General features: G+C 67.4%; 17 protein-coding genes, 2 tRNA genes and 1 pseudogene (1 of these 20 cut by a window edge). 8 read left to right on the top strand and 12 right to left on the bottom strand.

Annotated features, from left to right (window positions below):
- The 5 genes and pseudogenes from mdh to creD all read right to left on the bottom strand — a co-directional run.
- Positions 1-213, bottom strand: a pseudogene (gene mdh, locus BGN95_RS24540) (malate dehydrogenase) (it extends 724 nt beyond the left edge of the window).
- 268 nt (positions 214-481) lie between these two features.
- Positions 482-1,573, bottom strand: a complete 1,092-nt coding sequence (zapE, locus tag BGN95_RS24535; protein ID WP_179513609.1) for a cell division protein ZapE — start codon at positions 1,571-1,573, stop codon at positions 482-484.
- Between the two features lie 130 nt (positions 1,574-1,703).
- Complete coding sequence (locus BGN95_RS24530; protein ID WP_179511382.1) at positions 1,704-2,165, bottom strand: PaaI family thioesterase; 462 nt, start codon at positions 2,163-2,165, stop codon at positions 1,704-1,706.
- Positions 2,166-2,184: 19 nt separating this feature from the next.
- Positions 2,185-2,967, bottom strand: a complete 783-nt coding sequence (locus BGN95_RS24525) for a succinate dehydrogenase iron-sulfur subunit (RefSeq protein WP_284699032.1) — start codon at positions 2,965-2,967, stop codon at positions 2,185-2,187.
- A 14-nt stretch (positions 2,968-2,981) separates the two neighbouring features.
- Positions 2,982-4,367, bottom strand: coding sequence for a cell envelope integrity protein CreD (gene creD, locus BGN95_RS24520; RefSeq protein ID WP_286774329.1), 1,386 nt, complete (start codon positions 4,365-4,367; stop codon positions 2,982-2,984).
- A 154-nt stretch (positions 4,368-4,521) separates the two neighbouring features.
- Here creD and BGN95_RS24515 point away from each other — a divergent pair, with 154 nt between their 5' ends.
- Positions 4,522-5,022: a hypothetical protein gene (locus BGN95_RS24515; RefSeq protein WP_179511384.1), complete on the top strand. Its 501-nt coding sequence runs from the start codon at positions 4,522-4,524 to the stop codon at positions 5,020-5,022.
- Positions 5,023-5,033: 11 nt separating this feature from the next.
- On the opposite strand, the gene ubiA is transcribed toward BGN95_RS24515, so the two are convergent.
- Positions 5,034-5,957: a 4-hydroxybenzoate octaprenyltransferase gene (gene ubiA / locus BGN95_RS24510; RefSeq protein WP_286774328.1), complete on the bottom strand. Its 924-nt coding sequence runs from the start codon at positions 5,955-5,957 to the stop codon at positions 5,034-5,036.
- 209 nt (positions 5,958-6,166) lie between these two features.
- On the opposite strand from ubiA, the gene BGN95_RS24505 reads away from it, so the two are divergent.
- From BGN95_RS24505 to BGN95_RS24495, 3 genes are all read left to right on the top strand, one after another.
- On the top strand, positions 6,167-6,580 hold the full coding sequence (locus tag BGN95_RS24505; RefSeq protein WP_179511386.1) for a DUF2147 domain-containing protein: 414 nt from the start codon (positions 6,167-6,169) through the stop codon (positions 6,578-6,580).
- 157 nt (positions 6,581-6,737) lie between these two features.
- On the top strand, positions 6,738-7,472 hold the full coding sequence (locus BGN95_RS24500) for a 16S rRNA (uracil(1498)-N(3))-methyltransferase (RefSeq protein ID WP_179511387.1): 735 nt from the start codon (positions 6,738-6,740) through the stop codon (positions 7,470-7,472).
- 125 nt (positions 7,473-7,597) lie between these two features.
- Entirely contained in the window at positions 7,598-8,971 is a 1,374-nt protein-coding gene (locus BGN95_RS24495; protein ID WP_179511388.1) for a glutamate--cysteine ligase, read from the top strand.
- Here the strand turns inward: BGN95_RS24495 and BGN95_RS24490 are convergent.
- Complete coding sequence (locus BGN95_RS24490; RefSeq protein WP_286774327.1) at positions 8,968-10,245, bottom strand: methyltransferase family protein; 1,278 nt, start codon at positions 10,243-10,245, stop codon at positions 8,968-8,970. The two genes, BGN95_RS24495 and BGN95_RS24490, sit on opposite strands and share 4 nt — an antisense overlap.
- Before the next feature lie 67 nt (positions 10,246-10,312).
- Positions 10,313-10,386: transfer RNA gene (locus tag BGN95_RS24485), tRNA-Gly, on the bottom strand.
- A 281-nt stretch (positions 10,387-10,667) separates the two neighbouring features.
- Between BGN95_RS24485 and BGN95_RS24480 the strand changes: the two genes are divergently transcribed.
- Positions 10,668-11,804: an epoxide hydrolase family protein gene (locus BGN95_RS24480; protein ID WP_286774326.1), complete on the top strand. Its 1,137-nt coding sequence runs from the start codon at positions 10,668-10,670 to the stop codon at positions 11,802-11,804.
- A 24-nt stretch (positions 11,805-11,828) separates the two neighbouring features.
- Here the strand turns inward: BGN95_RS24480 and BGN95_RS24475 are convergent.
- A tRNA-Tyr gene (locus tag BGN95_RS24475) sits at positions 11,829-11,914 on the bottom strand.
- A 183-nt stretch (positions 11,915-12,097) separates the two neighbouring features.
- Between BGN95_RS24475 and rlmB the strand changes: the two genes are divergently transcribed.
- The gene (gene rlmB / locus BGN95_RS24470) at positions 12,098-12,844 is read left to right on the top strand and encodes a 23S rRNA (guanosine(2251)-2'-O)-methyltransferase RlmB (RefSeq protein WP_179511391.1); all 747 of its coding nucleotides are present in this window, start codon (positions 12,098-12,100) and stop codon (positions 12,842-12,844) included.
- A gap of 273 nt (positions 12,845-13,117) precedes the next feature.
- Here the strand turns inward: rlmB and BGN95_RS24465 are convergent, their stop codons facing one another.
- On the bottom strand, positions 13,118-13,435 hold the full coding sequence (locus tag BGN95_RS24465) for a 2Fe-2S iron-sulfur cluster-binding family protein (RefSeq protein WP_286774325.1): 318 nt from the start codon (positions 13,433-13,435) through the stop codon (positions 13,118-13,120).
- 66 nt (positions 13,436-13,501) lie between these two features.
- On the opposite strand from BGN95_RS24465, the gene BGN95_RS24460 reads away from it, so the two are divergent.
- Positions 13,502-14,131 (top strand): DNA-3-methyladenine glycosylase family protein, encoded by a 630-nt coding sequence (locus tag BGN95_RS24460; protein WP_286774324.1) that lies wholly within the window; start codon positions 13,502-13,504, stop codon positions 14,129-14,131.
- Positions 14,132-14,191: 60 nt separating this feature from the next.
- Here the strand turns inward: BGN95_RS24460 and BGN95_RS24455 are convergent, their stop codons facing one another.
- On the bottom strand, positions 14,192-14,614 hold the full coding sequence (locus BGN95_RS24455) for a DUF2147 domain-containing protein (RefSeq protein ID WP_179511395.1): 423 nt from the start codon (positions 14,612-14,614) through the stop codon (positions 14,192-14,194).
- Between the two features lie 201 nt (positions 14,615-14,815).
- Here BGN95_RS24455 and BGN95_RS24450 point away from each other — a divergent pair, with 201 nt between their 5' ends.
- Complete coding sequence (locus tag BGN95_RS24450) at positions 14,816-16,129, top strand: Nramp family divalent metal transporter (protein WP_286774323.1); 1,314 nt, start codon at positions 14,816-14,818, stop codon at positions 16,127-16,129.
- Between the two features lie 104 nt (positions 16,130-16,233).
- Here BGN95_RS24450 and BGN95_RS24445 read toward each other — a convergent pair whose 3' ends face one another.
- Positions 16,234-16,647, bottom strand: coding sequence for a tyrosine-protein phosphatase (locus tag BGN95_RS24445; RefSeq protein ID WP_286774348.1), 414 nt, complete (start codon positions 16,645-16,647; stop codon positions 16,234-16,236).
- Between the last annotated feature and the right edge of the window lie 73 nt (positions 16,648-16,720).

Here is a 16,720-nt window from a genome sequence, read left to right as displayed (position 1 = left end):
CCCGGCGATATCCTTGTAATCGTTGGTGCCGATGATCTTGGCATCGAAGCCTTCGACCGGGCCGCATTGCGACAGGTCAAGCGCCTTGCCCTGCGGCACGCCCTCCACCACGTCGAACAGGACGATATCGCCCAAGCCCTTGAGGGCGGCCAAATGCGCGAGCGTACCGCCGATGTTGCCGGCGCCGATCAGCGCGATCTTCTTGCGGGCCATTCCATCCCTTTCACTAGAGGTTGCGACGTGAATGGAAAGGCCGCCTACGCCTATCCGTCACCCGGGGCAACCCGTTAAAGCAGGAAGGTTAAGGTTTTTATTGCGAGTGTTTTGCAATATCAACAACGAGGGGCGCGCTGAGTGTTCGTCGTCATTCCCGCGCAGGCGGGAATCCATTCGCGCAGGTCGGGGAAAGAATCGCGAGGGCAGCCAGAATGGATTCCCGCCTGCGCGGGAATGACGGGGGAGAGGGGCCGCGCCGGACCTGTCAGGCGCCGTGGCCGGCGGCGAGATATTCCTCCGAGCGCATTTCCTCCAGCCGGCTGACGGTGCGCTGGAACTCGAAGCGGCCGTCGCCCGTCGGATAGAGCGCGTCGGGCTGGGCATCGGCGGCGGCGAGCAGTTTGACCTTATGCTCGTAGAGCGCGTCGATCAGGCTGACGAAGCGCGCCGCCTCATTGCGGTTCTCCGGCCCGAGGATTGGAATACCGACGAGGATGATCGTATGGTAACGCCTTGCGATCGCGAGGTAATCGGCGCTGCCGCGGGCTTCGGCGCAGAGCCGCTTGAAGCTGAACACCGCGACGCCCTTGAGCGATTTGGGGACGTGCAGGGTGCGACCCTGGACGATGATATCCTCGCTCGGGACGTGATCGCGATCCTCGGGCGGATAATCGGTCAGGCGGAAGAAGGCGGCGGAGAGTTCGGCGGTCGCCTTGGGGCCGTTGGGGACGAGCCAGGTGTCCTGCTGCCCCAGTCGGTCGCGGCGATAATCGACCGGGCCGTTGAGCGCGAGCACGTCGAGCCGCGCCTCGATCAACGCGATGAAGGGCAGGAAATGCTCACGGTTGAGGCCGTTCTTGTAGAGATCGGCCGGCGCGCGGTTCGAGGTGGTGACGACGGTGACGCCCGACTCGATCAACGCGGTGAACAGTCGCGAGAGGATCATCGCATCGGGCGAGTTGGTGACCATCATCTCGTCGAAGGCGAGGAGGCGCGCTTCCTCGGCCAGCGCATTGGCGACGGGGACGATCGGGTCGCCCTGTTCCTTGCGGCGTTCGATCGCGATGCGGCCGTGCACCTCGAGCATGAATTCGCCGAAATGGACCCGCCGCTTCCGCTCGATCGCGACATTGGCGAAGAACAGGTCCATCAGCATCGATTTGCCGCGGCCGACATCACCCCACAGATACAGGCCGCGCGGCGGGATCGGGCGACGGCGGAACAGCCCCTTGGTACGCGGATGCTCCAGTTCGGCGGCGAGCGCATCGAGCCGACGCGCGCCGACGGCCTGCTCCGCATCGGGGCGGAGCTCGCCGGCGGCGACCAGCGCGTCGTAAGCGGAGAGAACCTTGCCCATCATTCAGCCTTTTGCGGTAATTGGGATCACCCACCCTCCGGTCGCCCTGAGCTTGTCGAAGGGCGGCCCGAACGCTCGGGCGACAGGACGCCCTTCGACAAGCTCAGGGCGAACGGGGAGGCGCAAGAAATCAGTTTCGCGGCGCCGACGGTTTCCTGATCGTGCCGGAAAATTCCGCCACCACCTCGCGATCGCCCTGCAACACCACACCGCGCAGGAACAGCAGCCGCCCGGTTTCGCGCAGCAGCTCGACCTCGGCCTCCAGCGGCTCGCCGATCCGGCCGCCGCCGATGAAATGCGTGTTGAGATCGAGCGTCACCGCGGTGCCCGCGGTGATCAGCCCGAAGCTGCGCGCCGCGGCGAACAGCGAAACGTCGATGAAGCCGAGCATCGCCCCGCCATGGACGACATTGGCGAGGTTCGAATGCCGCCGCTCGGGCGTCATCCGCACGCGCGCGCGGCCGCCATCGCGGCGCACGATCATCTCGCCGAGAAACGCGGTGTAGCGCGTCTCGTCCTTGAACCCCCATTTCATCCAGCCGGGATGATCGGGATGTTCCTCGTAGAGAAATTCGGGCTTGGGCTCGGTCATCGAAGCGGGGGACGAGCGCTCAGACGAGCCGCTCGACCTCCATCTTCTTGATCTCGGCGATCGCCTTGGCCGGGGAAAGGCCCTTGGGGCAGGCGTTGGCGCAGTTCATGATCGTGTGGCAGCGATAGAGCCGGAAGGGATCCTCCAGCGCGTCGAGCCGCTCGCCGGTCATCTCGTCGCGGCTGTCGGCCAGCCAGCGATAGGCCTGGAGCAGGATCGCCGGGCCGAGGAACTTGTCCGAATTCCACCAATAGCTCGGGCAGGAGGTGGAGCAGCAGGCGCACAGGATGCACTCGTAAAGCCCGTCGAGCTTGTTGCGATCCTCGGGCGACTGCAGCCGCTCCTTGCCCGCGGGGGGCGGGGTCACCGTCTGCAGCCACGGCTTGATCGAGGCATATTGCGCGTAGAAATGCGTGAAATCGGGGACGAGATCCTTGATCACCTCCATCGCCGGCAGCGGGGTGATCTTCACTTCACCCTTCACGTCTTCGATCGCCGTCGTGCAGGCGAGACCGTTCTTGCCGTCGATGTTCATCGAGCACGAGCCGCAGATGCCCTCGCGGCACGAACGGCGGAAGGTGAGCGACGAATCCTGCTCCGCCTTGATCTTGATCAAGGCGTCGAGCACCATCGGGCCGCATTCGTCGAGATTGATCTCGAACGTGTCGTAGCGCGGGTTCTCGCCCGAGTCGGGATCGTAACGATAGATTTTGAAGTTCCGCATCTTGCCCCCGGGCTGGGGCGAGGGGATTTTCCGTCCGCCCTTGATCTTGCTGTTCGCGGGCAAGGTGAATTCGGCCATCGTTTTTTCCCGATTCAGTCGGTTGCGGTCGCGGAGCGGAGGCCGCTCCAGTCGATTTTGCGCGTCAGGTACATGATGCCGGCCAGCGCCGCAAACAGGAGAATCGCGCCGATCAACAATGAATAAGCCTCGAGGCTCAGCAGGACGTAGAGAATCGCGTAGAGCGCGATGAGCAGCGCGGCGATATAGCCCGCGCGCTGCCAGCTTCTCAGCACCGGGGCCGAATAAGCGGTGAGCAGCCCGACGATCGCCGCCGCGGCGAGGATATAGGCGAGCGCGAAGCCGATCACCTCGGCGAAGGCGAGCAGCATCACGAAGAACAGCACCAGCCCCGCGCCGACCAGCAGATATTCCGCGGTCGCGACGCGCACTCCGGCGATCACGTCGAACATCAGAAAGGCCATGAAGGTGAAGCCGATGAACAGGAAGCCGTATTTCACCGAGCGATTGACCTGGCTGTAGAGATCGACGGGGGAAATCAGATCGACTCGCGCCTCGTAATCGCCCGCCTGCTGCGACGTATCGTATCGATCGCCGACCGGGGTTTCGCGGGTATCGGGCGCCGATTCGCCCGCCGAGACGAGCGTGCGGCCGAGCGCGAGATTGCCGACACGCCAGGTGGCGTTGAAGCCGTTGGCCGAAACCTGCTGCGCGGTCGGCAGGAAGCCGCCCTGGAAGCTGGGGTGCGGCCATTTCGAGGTGACCGTCCAACGGGTGTCGCCCGCCTGCGGGGCGAGCGCGATCCAGCCGTTGCCGCGGAAGGTGAAGCGGAAGCTCGCGGCGATCGCGCGCGTGCGCAGCGGGGAGGCATCCAGCCAGGTGAAGAAGCCCGCGCCCCCGGTGGCCGCCGATCCCTTGCCGGGTTGCAGCCCGAGCCTGACCCCGTCGACCGTCACCGCTGGCGGCGCGCCGTAAAGCCCGCGCGCGTCGCGCAGGCCGAAGCGGAGTTCGGCGCGGTCGAAGAATAGCCGATCCTGTGTGATGCCGAAGCGCGCGAGGTCCGCCGGGAGGACGAAACGCGCGGTGCCGCTCGCCGCCGCCTCGAACAGGACGGCTTCGTAGATCGACCGGCGTCGGCGCTCGGGCGTCAGGTCGGTACGGAGGTCGGCCTGTTCGGGCGCGAGCGTCAGCTCGCGCCACACCGTCTGTGTCTTGGCGACCTGCTTGCCGCCTTCGCTGACGGTTTCGGTCGTCTGCTCCTGATAGGGGATGACGAGCACGGGGCCGGCGATCGTCTGCGGGCCGCCCCAGCCTTCCGCGATCGAGGCGCGCGCGACCTGAGACTGCGATTGCCGATCGTAGACCAGGAGGTAGACCGCGAAGAGGGGGATGGCGAGCAACGCGCCGATCAGCACGGCGATCAACAGCTTTTTGCCGGGAGTCCGCTCGTCTACCGCCATGTCACGTCCTTTCGCCGACGAAGCGAGGCAAATTAGCGGTGAAATGAGACCGCGGCAATGCGCGCCGGTTCATGAAGTCGACGCAGAATGGATCGCACGCCCTCTCGCTGCGTTAGATTGTGGCAGAGGGCTGATTGGAAGGGAAGGTTCAACGATGCATGTCGCCGGTATCGCCGTGATGATTGCCGCCGTGCTGCTGCCGGCCGGCGCGATCGCGCAGGAAGTGCGCGAGGCGCAGGACAATAAGCAGGATTCGACGCTGTCCGAAGCCGGCAAGATCGCGGCGCGCCCGGTGCATGACGTGGGGCTGGCCAACAAGAAGGTCCCGCCGGTGCTGCTCAACGCCGAGGACGCGCCCTATAGCACCAGCGGCACCGCCTCATGCGCGCAGATCGCCGGCAGGCTGCGCGATCTCGACAAGGTGCTCGGCCCCGATTTCGACGTGCCGTCGGAGGACAAGGGCACCCGCACCGGTCAGATCGCCAAGATCGCCGGCGAGACCGCGATCGATACGATCATCCCGTTCCGCGGGCTGGTACGCGAAGTGAGCGGCGCCGCGGCGGCGCAGCGCCGGATGCAATCGGCCACCTATGCCGGGCTCGCGCGGCGCGGATATCTGCGCGGGGTCGCGCGTGCGAAGGGGTGCAAGCGGTAGGTTTTGGCGATCTACAGCCGCGTCCCGACCACCGCGCAGGCAAGGAACATCAGCAGCCCGGCGAACCGGTTCGAGCGGAAACGCGCGAGCGCGCCCGCGCCGTCGTCGGGATCGAGCGTCGCGATCTGCCACATTAGATGCGCCGCGATCGGCAGCAGCGCGGCGAGCGACAGCGGATCGGGGCGTACCAGCCAGAAGGCGCCGCCCCACAATAGCAGCGCCGCGACATAAAAGCCGCCGACCCCCGGCACCACCGATTTGCCCATCCGCAACGCCGACGAGCGGATGCCGATCAGCGCATCGTCCTCGCGATCCTGCAGCGCGTAAATCGTGTCATAGCCGATCACCCAGCAGATCGACCCGGCGTAGAGCAGCAGTCCGGGAATCGCGATCCACCCCCAGGTCTCGTTCCACCCGACCAGCGCCGCCCAGGAAAAGACCAGCCCCAGCCACGCCTGCGGCCACCAGGTGATCTTCTTCATGAACGGATAGGCGGCGACCAGCGCGAGGCTGGCGACCGCGACGATCGCGGTATCGACGCGCAGCTGGAGCAGCACGACCAGCCCGACGAGGCTGAGCATGCCGAGCCATATCCAGGCGGCGGTAAGCGATACCGCGCCGCTGGCGAGCGGGCGCGAGCGGGTGCGCGCGACGCTGGCGTCGAGCTTGCGGTCGACGATATCGTTATAGACGCAGCCCGCGCCGCGCATCGCGATGCTGCCCGCGAGCAGCCACAGGATCAGCGGCCAGCGCTCGATCGTGCCGCCGGCGAGTGCCACCGCCCAGGCGCCGGGCCAGAACAGCAGCCACCAGCCGATCGGCCGATCGAACCGCGCGAGCAGGGCGAAGTTCCGCATGCGGAGCGGCAGCGCGGCGACGATGCCGCGATGCTCGCTGTCGGGGACGATATCCGGGGCGTTGCTCACGCCGGCCATCCTATCCGCCTCGTCACGCTTCCGCCACAGCCGGTTCGTAGATATCAGTGGCTTGTGGTTCAGTTGAAGATACCGACGAAACCCCTCGTCATTCCCGCGCAGGCGGGAATCCATTGACGCTGGTCTCGCGATAGGGCCGCAACCTCAGCGTCAATGGATCCCCGCCTGCGCGGGGATGACGAGAGACGGGAGCGAAGGGAGTAGAGTATATGCGTATGTCTCCGATGCCGATCGCGATGCTGGCCGCTCTCGTCGCGATCGCCGGCCCCGCGGCGGCGCAGAACGGACCGGCGCTCGCCGGCATCTGGCGCAACGACGCCGACAGCGTGCGCATCCGTATCGCGCCGTGCGGGCAGGGGCTGTGCGGCCGGGTCATCGCGGCGAGCGAAAAGGCCAAGGCGGATGCCGCCGCCGGGGGCACCGATCAACTGGTCGGCACCGAATTGTTCCACGATTTCCGGCGCGAGGACGACGGCCTGTGGTACGGCGAAGTCTATGTGCCGGATATCGACAAGACGTTCGACGGCACGCTCGAACTGGTCAACCGCGACACGATCGTCGGCAAAGGCTGTCTGTTCGCCGGGTTCGGCTGCAAGACGCAAAGCTGGAAGCGCGTCCGCTGATCCATCTGTCGGTAGCGATCGGTCGGTTCGTCGAGGCCCTGTTCTACGCCATCCTGCGGGTGGCGGGGGTGATCACCTTTGGCGTGATCGGGATTGCCATCCTCGCCGTCCTCCTGTTCATGACCGTCAAACGGATGACCGGACGAAACCGCAAATAATGATCGCCACCCCCGCCTGGCCGCCGCGCTCGACCCCGCGCCTCTACGTGCCCGAACCGCTCGCGCCGGGCGCGCGACGGATCGACGGCGCGGGCGCGCATTATCTCGCCTCGGTGATGCGGCTGAAGGCCGGCGATCCGGTGAAATTGTTCGACGATGCGACCGGCGAGTGGCTGGCGGTGGTGGAGAGCGCCGGGCGCCGCGACGTGACGCTCGACGTACGCGAATTGCTCGCGCCGCGTGAGCGCGTGCCCGATCTGTGGCTGGTCGCCGCGCCGCTCAAGAAGGGGCGGGTCGACTGGATGGCGGAGAAAGCGTGCGAGCTGGGCGTCGCGCGTTTCGTGCCCGTCGTGACGCGGCGCACCGTGGTCGATCGCCCCAATGTCGATCGGCTTCGCGCGCATATGATCGAGGCGGCCGAGCAATGCGGGCGTACCGCGCTGCCCGAGGTGGCCGAGCCGGTGAAGCTCGCCGCGCTGCTGCGCGACTGGCCGGACGGGCGGGCACTCTATTTCGCCGACGAACAGGGCGGGGCGCCGGCGCGCGCGGCGATGAAGCCCGGCGCGGCGGCGATCCTGATCGGGCCGGAAGGCGGGTTCGACGACGAGGAGCGCGCGGCGATCCGCGCAACGCCGGGGGCGGTGCCGATCTCGCTCGGCCCGCGCATCCTGCGCGCCGATACCGCCGCGGCGGCGGCGGTGGCGGTGTGGATGGCGGCGGCGGGGGACTGGTAGTCGCGGCCTGTTCGACGCGTGACGCAGCACGCAAAAGCGCATGAAATTTCCTAATGTACCGTCCGATAGCTAAACCCGTAACGGTTTCGCTAGCGGAGCCGTTCATCCCCGCGTAAGGCGCGCTTATGACGACCAAGACGGTTTCGGAAAGCAACTCGCCAGTCATCGAGTCGCGCGAGCAACTCATCGCCAGTTTCGCCCGTGGCGAAAAGCCCAAGGAACGGTGGCGGATAGGCACCGAGCATGAGAAATTCGTCTATGCCGTGTCCGATCACCACGCGCCGTCGTGGGACGAGCCGCACGGCATTCGCGCGTTGCTCACCGAGCTCCAGCAATATGGCTGGCGCCCGGTGGAGGAGAACGGCAACCTCATCGCGCTGACCGGGCTCGACGGCAGCGTCAGCCTCGAGCCGGCGGGACAATTCGAGCTTTCCGGCGCGCCGCTCGACAATCTCCACGAGACCTGCGCCGAAACCGGCCGGCATCTGGAGCAGGTGAAGGCCGCGGGCGAGAAGCTCGGCATCGGCTTCCTCGGGCTCGGCATGTGGCCGGACAAGACGCGCGGCGATCTGCCCGTGATGCCCAAGGGGCGCTATGCGATCATGTTGCGGCATATGCCGCGGGTCGGCTCGCTCGGGCTCGACATGATGCTGCGCACCTGCACGATCCAGGTGAACCTCGATTACGCCAGCGAGGCCGATATGGCGCAGAAGTTCCGCGTCGGGCTCGCGCTGCAGCCGCTTGCGACGGCGCTGTTCGCCAATTCGCCGTTCACCGAGGGCAAGCCCAACGGTTATCTCTCCTACCGCAGCCATATCTGGTCGGATACCGATCCGGCGCGGACCGGGATGTTGCCGTTCGTGTTCGAGGACGGCTTCGGTTACGAGCGCTATGCCGAATATATGCTCGATGTGCCGATGTACTTCGTCTACCGCGAAGGGCGCTATATCGACGCCGCCGGGCTGTCGTTCCGCGATTTCCTCAAGGGCGAACTACCCGTCCTCCCCGGCGAGCTGCCGACGCTGGAGGATTGGAACGACCATCTCTCCACCGCTTTCCCCGAGGTGCGGCTCAAGACCTTCCTCGAGATGCGCGGGGCGGATGGCGGGCCGTGGAACCGGATCTGCGCGCTGCCGGCCTTTTGGGTCGGGCTGCTCTACGATCAGGCGGCGCTCGACGCGGCCTGGGATGTGGTGAAACATTGGACGATGGAAGAGCGCGAGGCGCTGCGCAGCGCCGCGCCCAAACTCGCGCTCGGCGCGCCGATCCCCGGTGGCGGCACGCTGCGCGATATCGCGGGCGAGGTACTGGAGATCGCCAATGCCGGGCTCGCGGCGCGCGCGCGGCACAATCGCTCGGGGGATAACGAAACTGGCTTCCTCGATCCGCTGCGCGAGATCGTCCGCAGCGGCAAGGTGCCGGCGGAGGTGCTGCTCGAACGCTATAACGGCGCGTGGGGCGGGGACATCTCGCGGGTATACGGCGAAGCGAGCTTCTAGCGCCCCGCGATCCACGCGAAGGCGCGCGGGATCGGGGCGTTGCGCGTCATCCACGCGTCATAGGCGCGATAATCGGGGTCGGCCGAGAGGTGGCGTTCCTCGGTCTTCGCGCGCCAGTAATAGACTGCGCTGACCACGCCGAGCAGCACGGTCGCGCGCGTCGCGTCGACCAGGCTGCCGGTCGACAGCATCGGCAGCGTGGAGAGCCACCAGAACAGGTTCTTCGACAGATAGGCCGGGTGGCGCGACCAAGCATAGGGGCCGTGGGTCAGGATGCCGCGGTTGGTGAGGTTCGAGAAGCGCAGGCCGAACGCCACCGTCGCCCAGGCGTAGATCGCGGTCAGCGCCACCAGCAACGCGCCGACCAGTGCGAGCGCGATCGGATAGCCGGCGAGCCACGCGGTCCAGTCGGCGGTGCCGGGGTGATAGTCGAGCGGGCCGCCGGGGTTCATCAGGATGAACGGGGGATAGCAGATCAGCGCCGCCGTCCAGCCCGCGGCATAAGGGTTCGCGGTGCGGATATGCGCGTCGAGCGGGCGCATCGTGAGAAGATAGCCGACGGTGGCGAAGGCGACGTCGACCACGAACATGAAGGTGATCAGCCAATTGGCCAGCGCCACCGGATCGCGGAGCACCGCCGACGTATCGGCGCGGACGAAATCGCCGAACCCCGACGGGACGATCGCGAGCATGAAGGCGAGGAAGAAGCCCTTCACCGCCCAGGAACGCAGGTGGTTCCAGATCGCCTCGCGATCCGGCGCGCCTTGCCCGAGCAGCCACGCGCCGAGCGCCCAGGCGCCGTCGCGCGGTTCGACCAGCCGGCGGTCGAGCCAGATCACATAGGGGATCGACAGCACCAGCAGCGGCGGCGCGGCGCGTTCGAGGCACCACATGGCGAACTGGAAATTGCCCTGCCAGTAGAAGCGCCCGACGGCATAGGTCAGCGCGATCGCCGCCCAGGTTGCCCATAGCCCGGTGAGCTTGACGAGGCTGATGTCGATCGTCGCGCGCGGCGGGCGCCGCATGTGCCAGTCGATCCCGGTCGAGCGGTGGCGGTGCACCCTGTCGACCAGCAGCGACCACAGCACCATTGGCACGCCGCAGGCGGCGACCCCGACCAAAGCGGCATAAGGGCCGTCCATCCCGAAGTGTCGCGCCACCGCGATCCACCCCGCAAGCCCGGCGAGCCCGGCCAGCCCGACGCCGTGCGACACCGCCGAGGCAGGGCGCGGATCGGCGCGATCGGCCGAGGCGAGTGCTGGATCGAGATACATCGCGCCGCCCCTGCCACGCGAATGGTAAGGATCGCGTGAAGGATCAGCGGTTTGGCTGGGGGAGGGGTGGAGCGGGTAACGGGAATCGAACCCGTGTATTCAGCTTGGAAGGCTGCTGCACTACCATTGTGCTATACCCGCACACCGTTGAAAACGCGTGGTTTTCTATGCGGCTCCGGCCGGTATTCCAACTTCATGTCCGTCGGAATGCCAACACGGTGCGGGTGCGAGATAACCAGCGGCGCGCATCGGCGCAAGCCGTGCGCGCGGCTTCGGATCCTTTTTGGAACCTTAACCATAGTCAGGAATTGTGCGTCCGGGACCTGACCCCACCGGTTGCGGCGCACGGAGTTAATCTTCCGGGCGCCGTAGCTTTGTGCGGATCGCATGTTACGCTGTGCTCCCGGTTCACGGAGCGGATCATGAGCGAGGCGATCACCCCCTTCCACCTCGACGTGCCGGAGGCTGCGCTGGACGATCTCCGCGTGCGGCTCGCCAACACCCGCTGGCCCGAGCGCGAGACGGTGGAGGATTGGGGGCAGGGCGTTCCGCTCGATCGCGCGCAGGCGCTGGTCGCGCATTGGCGCGACCGCTACGACTGGCGCGCGTGCGAGGCGCGGCTCAACGCGCTGGGGCAATATCGCACGACGATCGACGGCACCGGAATCCATTTCCTCCACGCCCGCTCGCCCGAGCGCGATGCGTTGCCGCTGATCATCACCCACGGCTGGCCGGGATCGGTGGTCGAGTTCCTCAAGGTGATCGGCCCGCTGACCGATCCCGCGGCGCACGGCGGGGATCCGCGCGATGCCTTCCACATCGTCGCGCCGTCGCTCCCCGGCTACGCCTTTTCCGACCGCCCGGCGGATCGCTGGCCGGTGCCGCGCATCGCGGCGGCGTGGATCACCCTGATGAAGCGGCTCGGTTACGATCGCTTCGTCGCCCAAGGCGGTGATTGGGGATCGGCGGTCTCCTCGGCGATCGGCGCGAGCGGCGACGCGGCGGTGGCGGGGATCCACGTCAACATGATCGTCGCCCCGCCGACCCCCGACGACATGGCCGATCCCACCCTCGAGGAGCAGGCGGCGCTCGCGGCGTTCCAGCGCTACATGACCGACGGCAACGGCTATGCCCAGCAGCAGGCGACGCGCCCGCAGACATTGGGCTACGCGCTGGTCGATTCGCCCGCGGGGCAGGCGGCGTGGATCTTCGAGAAATTCCACGCCTGGACCAATTGCGACGGCGACCCGCTCAATGTGCTGACGCTCGACGAGATCATCGACAATATCATGCTCTACTGGCTGCCCGGCACCGCCGCCTCGGCGGCGCGGCTCTATTGGGAGAGCTTTCGCGATTTCGCCGCGGCGCGGGTCGAGGTGCCGGTGGCGTGCAGCCTGTTTCCCAAGGAAATCTTGCGTGCCTCGCGGCGCTGGGCGGAGCGGCGCTACCCCCATATCGTCCATTGGGGCGAGCCCGCGCGCGGCGGTCATTTCGCGGCGTTCGAGCAACCCGAGCTGTTTGTCGAGGAGGTGCGCGCCGGGTTCCGCCCGATGCGCTAACACGCTGGCCGCCGCAGCGGCTGGTGGTGGAAGGGGCTGGATTCGAACCAGCGTACACTTGCGTGGGCAGATTTACAGTCTGCTGCCTTTAACCACTCGGCCACCCTTCCACAGGGCCGCTTCGTCAAAGCGAGGGCGCCCAATGCCGAAGCAGGCGGGCGGTGTCAACGCGCTCATGTCGATGATGTCGCATTTTGTTCATCATGCGGCGGGCGAGCCGAAAAAACTTGCCGCGCACGCCGCGGCCGATCAAATCGCGGGCATCTGTCCCTTCGTTTGTCCGGAATTGAATGATGGCCCGTCGCAGCCACCGCCCCTCGCAGCCCCCCGGCAGCCGCCCGCGTTTCTGGGGGCGCCATGCCGTCATCGCCGCGCTGGCCAACCCCGAGCGCAACGTGCGCAAATTGTGGGGCACGCGCGAGGCGCTTGCCGCGCTGTCGCTGCCCTCGGTCCTGCCGGTGGTCTATGCCGATGTCGCCGATCTGGGGCGGATGGTGCCCAATGACGCGCCGCATCAGGGGCTGGTGGCGGAAGTCGATCCGCTCGAGGAAATCTGGCTCGGCGATCTGATCGAGCAGGGGCGCGACGATCGCCGCCCGCTGGTGGTGCTCGATCAGGTGACCGATCCGCACAATGTCGGCGCGATCCTGCGCTCGGCGGCGGCGTTCGACGCGCTCGGCATCGTCACCCAGGATCGCCACGCGCCGCCCGAATCGGGCGCACTGGCGCGGGCGGCGTCGGGCGCGCTGGAAACGGTGCCGTGGGTGCGCGTGGTCAATCTGTCGCGCGCGCTCGATGAGATCGCGGAGGCGGGCTTCTGGCGGATCGGGCTGACCGGCCATGCCGCGCTCAATCTCGCCGAGGCGATGGGCGAGGCGCGCGTCGCGATCGTGCTCGGCGCGGAGGGCGAGGGGATGCGGCAGAATACCGAGGCGCATTGCGACCAGCTCGCCAAGCTGCCGATCTCGCCCAAGGTGGAGAGCCTCAACGTCTCCAATGCCGCGGCGATCGCGCTCTATGCGGCGGCGGCGCGGGGCTGAGGCCGGTCGACATTCAGCCGTTCGAGCCTCGCAAACTGTCACCCCGGCCTTGAGCCGGGTCCATCGTGCGGCACGCTCTATGGTAAGAACCTCTTGCTCCGCGCTTGCCTCCCGATGGAGGCCGGGGTGACGGAGGGGGGTGGGCATCCCAGGCGAAATAACTGGATGCCGATCGGCCCTAGCGCGGGCCCGAAACCGGCCCGGCGCGGGCCGGGGCCCGGTCGCTACCGGCCCGATGCTGGACCCCGGCCTGCGCCGGGGCGGTGCGTAGGATCAATCTTCTTCGGCGATTCGCACCTTCATCCCGTCCAGCGCGTCGCTGAACGGAATCTGGCACGACAGGCGCGAGGTCTCGTCGCGATCGCTCGATGAATCGAGCAGGTCGTTCTCGTCCTCGCTCATCGGCGGCAGTTTGGCCGAAAATTCCGGGTCGACATGGATGTGGCAGGTCGCGCAGCTGCAGCAACCGCCGCACAATGCCAGGATTTCATCGATGCCGCCGTCGCGGATCACTTCCATCACAGACAGGCCTGCCTCGCCGTCCAGCGCGCGTTCTTCCCCATCCCGCGTTACGACGATAAGCTTGGGCATTATGGTCTCCGTGCAAAATCCCATCAGATTCGCATCGCCCCATGCCTGCCTTCGCGCGAGCCTGCAATGGGGCTGAGCGAAGCGCAGCTTCGTTCGGGGATTGATGCACTAGGCGCAATCGAACCGAAATTCGCGGTCGCGGTGGCGCGGGTCGGCTATCCGGCACCGCGCGTCCGCGCGCGTGGTTATGTTACTTTGTTGCGTACGATCGTCGGCCAGCAGGTGAGCGTGAAGGCGGCGGACGCGGTGTGGCGCAAGCTGGAGGCGCAGATCGGCGATCCGACCGATCCCGCGGTGATCGCGCGCGCCAGCGACGAGGATCTGCGCGCCTGCGGCTTTTCGCGGCAGAAATCGGGTTATGCGCGCAGCCTGGCGGAGGAGGTGCTGAGCGGCCGGCTCGACCTGGACGCGCTCCCGGCAGCGGACGAGGAGGCGATCGCCAGCCTCACCCGGGTGAAGGGCATCGGGCGCTGGTCGGCCGAAATCTATCTGCTGTTCGCCGAGGGACGGGCGGATATCTGGCCGGCGGGCGATCTGGCGGTGCAGATCGAGGTCGGGCGCATCCTGGGCCACGAGACGCGGCCGAGCGAGAAGCTGACCCGCGAGCTCGCCGAGGCGTGGCGCCCGCATCGCGGCGCGGCGGCGATCTTCACCTGGCATCATTACGGCGCGGGAGCCGGCGCGGCGCCGGTGTGAAAGGGCCGGGGCCCCTTTCTTCTCCCCTCCCTGGTGAAGGGAGGGGAGAAGGAGAGAGCGTTACCGCGCCGGGCGCCAGAGCTGCGTCTGGCAGATAAAGGCGAGGCAACCCTTCACATTGAGCGTGCCGTCGGCGTTACGGCTGACGACCGACTTGAACGTCTTGCCGCGGCGCGGGTCGTAGATTTCGCCGCGCCAGTCGCCGCCCTTGTCGGTGAGGCCGTTGAGGATCTGCATCCCGAGCAGCGGGCGCGTGCGTAGCGCGGGGTCGGGATTCTTCACATCGGTGGTCGGGCCGTTGGGGGTGGGTCGCACGATCGTCGCGAGCTTGCCGCACATCGCCTTGCCGCAGGCGCCGATCGCGACGATGCCCGATCCGTCCTCGGTCAGATAGCGGCCGGCAATCGGATCGGCGGCATGAGCCACTCCCGGCAACGTGAGGAGCAGGGGGGCGATCAGGGCGGGCAGGGTGGGGCGAGTCATGTCGCGAAGATGCCGCTCGCGGTGGCGGTGCACAAGCGGTCTGCGCCGGGGTGGAAGCCCAAGCGATCCCGATTGAGGGCGTGCGCTCCAACGGTCCCTCCCGCATCTTTCGCTCAAAGCGCACGGGCAGCGTGCGGAATATCGGTTAGCCCCCGCAATCGCGGTTGAACCCGCGCGCGCGCTCCCGCATTGAGGCGCGCGATGACGCGGCCCGCCACCGACATGATGCGCTCGCTCCCCGAAAGCCACGGCACGATCGCCGTGCCGCGCGGGGGCGGTTTCTGGCGGCGGCTGCTCGCCTTCATCGGGCCGGGCTGGCTCGTCGCAGTGGGCTATATGGACCCGGGCAACTGGGCGACCGACATCGCCGGTGGGTCGGCGTTCGGCTATACCTTGCTCTCGGTCATCCTGCTTTCCAACCTGATGGCGATCGTGCTGCAGGCGCTGGCGGCGCGGCTCGGGATCGGCGCCGGGCTCGATCTCGCCCAGGCGTGCCGCGCCCATTACCGGCGCGGGCCGGCGCTGATCCTGTGGCTATTGTGCGAGATCGCGATCATCGCATGCGATCTCGCCGAGGTGCTCGGCACGGCGATTGCCTTGAAATTGCTGTTCAATATGCCGCTGCTCGTCGGCGTGTGCGTCACCACGCTCGATGTGTTCCTGATCCTCGCGCTGCAGCGTTACGGGTTCCGCCGGCTCGAGGCGTTCATCGCCGCGCTGCTGATCGTCATCGCCGGCTGTTTCGCGTTCGAACTGGCCTGGGCCGGGCCGGACTGGCGCGCCGCGGCGGCCGGGCTGGTGCCGACCGCCGAGATCGTCCGCAATCCGGCGATGCTTTATATCGCGATCGGCATCCTCGGCGCGACGGTGATGCCGCACAATCTCTATCTCCACTCGGCGATCGTCCAGACCCGCGCGTTCGGCGAGAGCGAGCGCGAACGACGCGACGCGATCCGGCTGGCGACGGTCGATTCGACCGTCTCGCTCGGGCTCGCCTTCTTCATCAACGCGGCGATCCTCGTGCTGGCGGCGGCGACCTTCCATGTCGCGGGGCGCACCGGGGTGGCGGAGATCGAGGAGGCGCATCGCCTGCTCGCGCCGATGCTCGGGGTCGGGGCGGCGAGCACGGTGTTCGCGATCGCGCTGCTGGCGAGCGGGCAGAATTCCACCGTTACCGGCACGTTGGCCGGGCAGATCGTGATGGAGGGGTTTCTCGATCTCCGGCTGCCGATGTGGCTCAGGCGGCTGGTGACGCGCGCGCTGGCGATCGTCCCGGCGGTCGCGGTGATCGCCTGGGCGGGGGATCGCGGGGCGACCCCGCTGCTGCTGCTCAGCCAGGTGATCCTCAGCCTGCAATTACCCTTTGCGGTGGTGCCGCTGGTCGCCTTTACCGGCAGCGCTAAGGTGATGGGCGCGCATGCCGCGCCGCGCTGGCTGACGGCGCTGGCGTGGGTGATCGCGGCGCTGATCGTGGCGTTGAACGCGATCCTGCTGTGGGGCGCGGCGTTCGGTTAGGAGACGTTCCCTATCCCCGTTCGGGCTGAGCTTATCCAAGCCCTGCACTTTCTTCGAGAGAAAGAAGGGCCGCCGTTCGACAAGCTCAGGGCGAACGGGAGGGGTTAGGCCACCAACCGCGCCGCAATCGCCTGGCGCCGTGCCGCATCGACCCCCAGCACCTCCGCCGCATAGGCCTCGACCCCGCCGTGCTGCTCGTCGATCGCAGCGAAGGCGGTGCGGAGGTAATCTGCCTCGACCGACATCAGCGCGACGATCGCCTCGTCGCTCATCTGCGGGCCGTAGCGTTCGCGGATCGATGCGGCGGCGCTGGCGATGCGGCGCGCGGGGTCGCCGGCGGTGTTGGTGAGCAGATAGTCCGCCATCACATCGTCCGCGTGGACGCCGAGCAGCCGGTGGAGCAGCGCCGCCGCCAGCCCGGTGCGATCCTTGCCGGCGAGGCAATGCAACAGGCTGGCGCCGTCGCGCGTCGCCAGCGCCTCGAAATAAAGCGTCAGCGAGTGTCGTTGCCCCCTAATTGCCTGACGAGGCCTCGCGGGTTTGGGTGATGTACTCGCGGGGTGATCGGTAGCCTAGCGCCTTGTGCGGATG

The organism is Sphingomonas sp. 66-10 (assembly GCF_001897045.1).
Lineage (GTDB): Bacteria > Pseudomonadota > Alphaproteobacteria > Sphingomonadales > Sphingomonadaceae > Sphingomonas > Sphingomonas lycopersici.
Note: the sequence above shows the minus strand (reverse complement) of the source record. Positions and strands in the feature narration are given on the sequence as shown.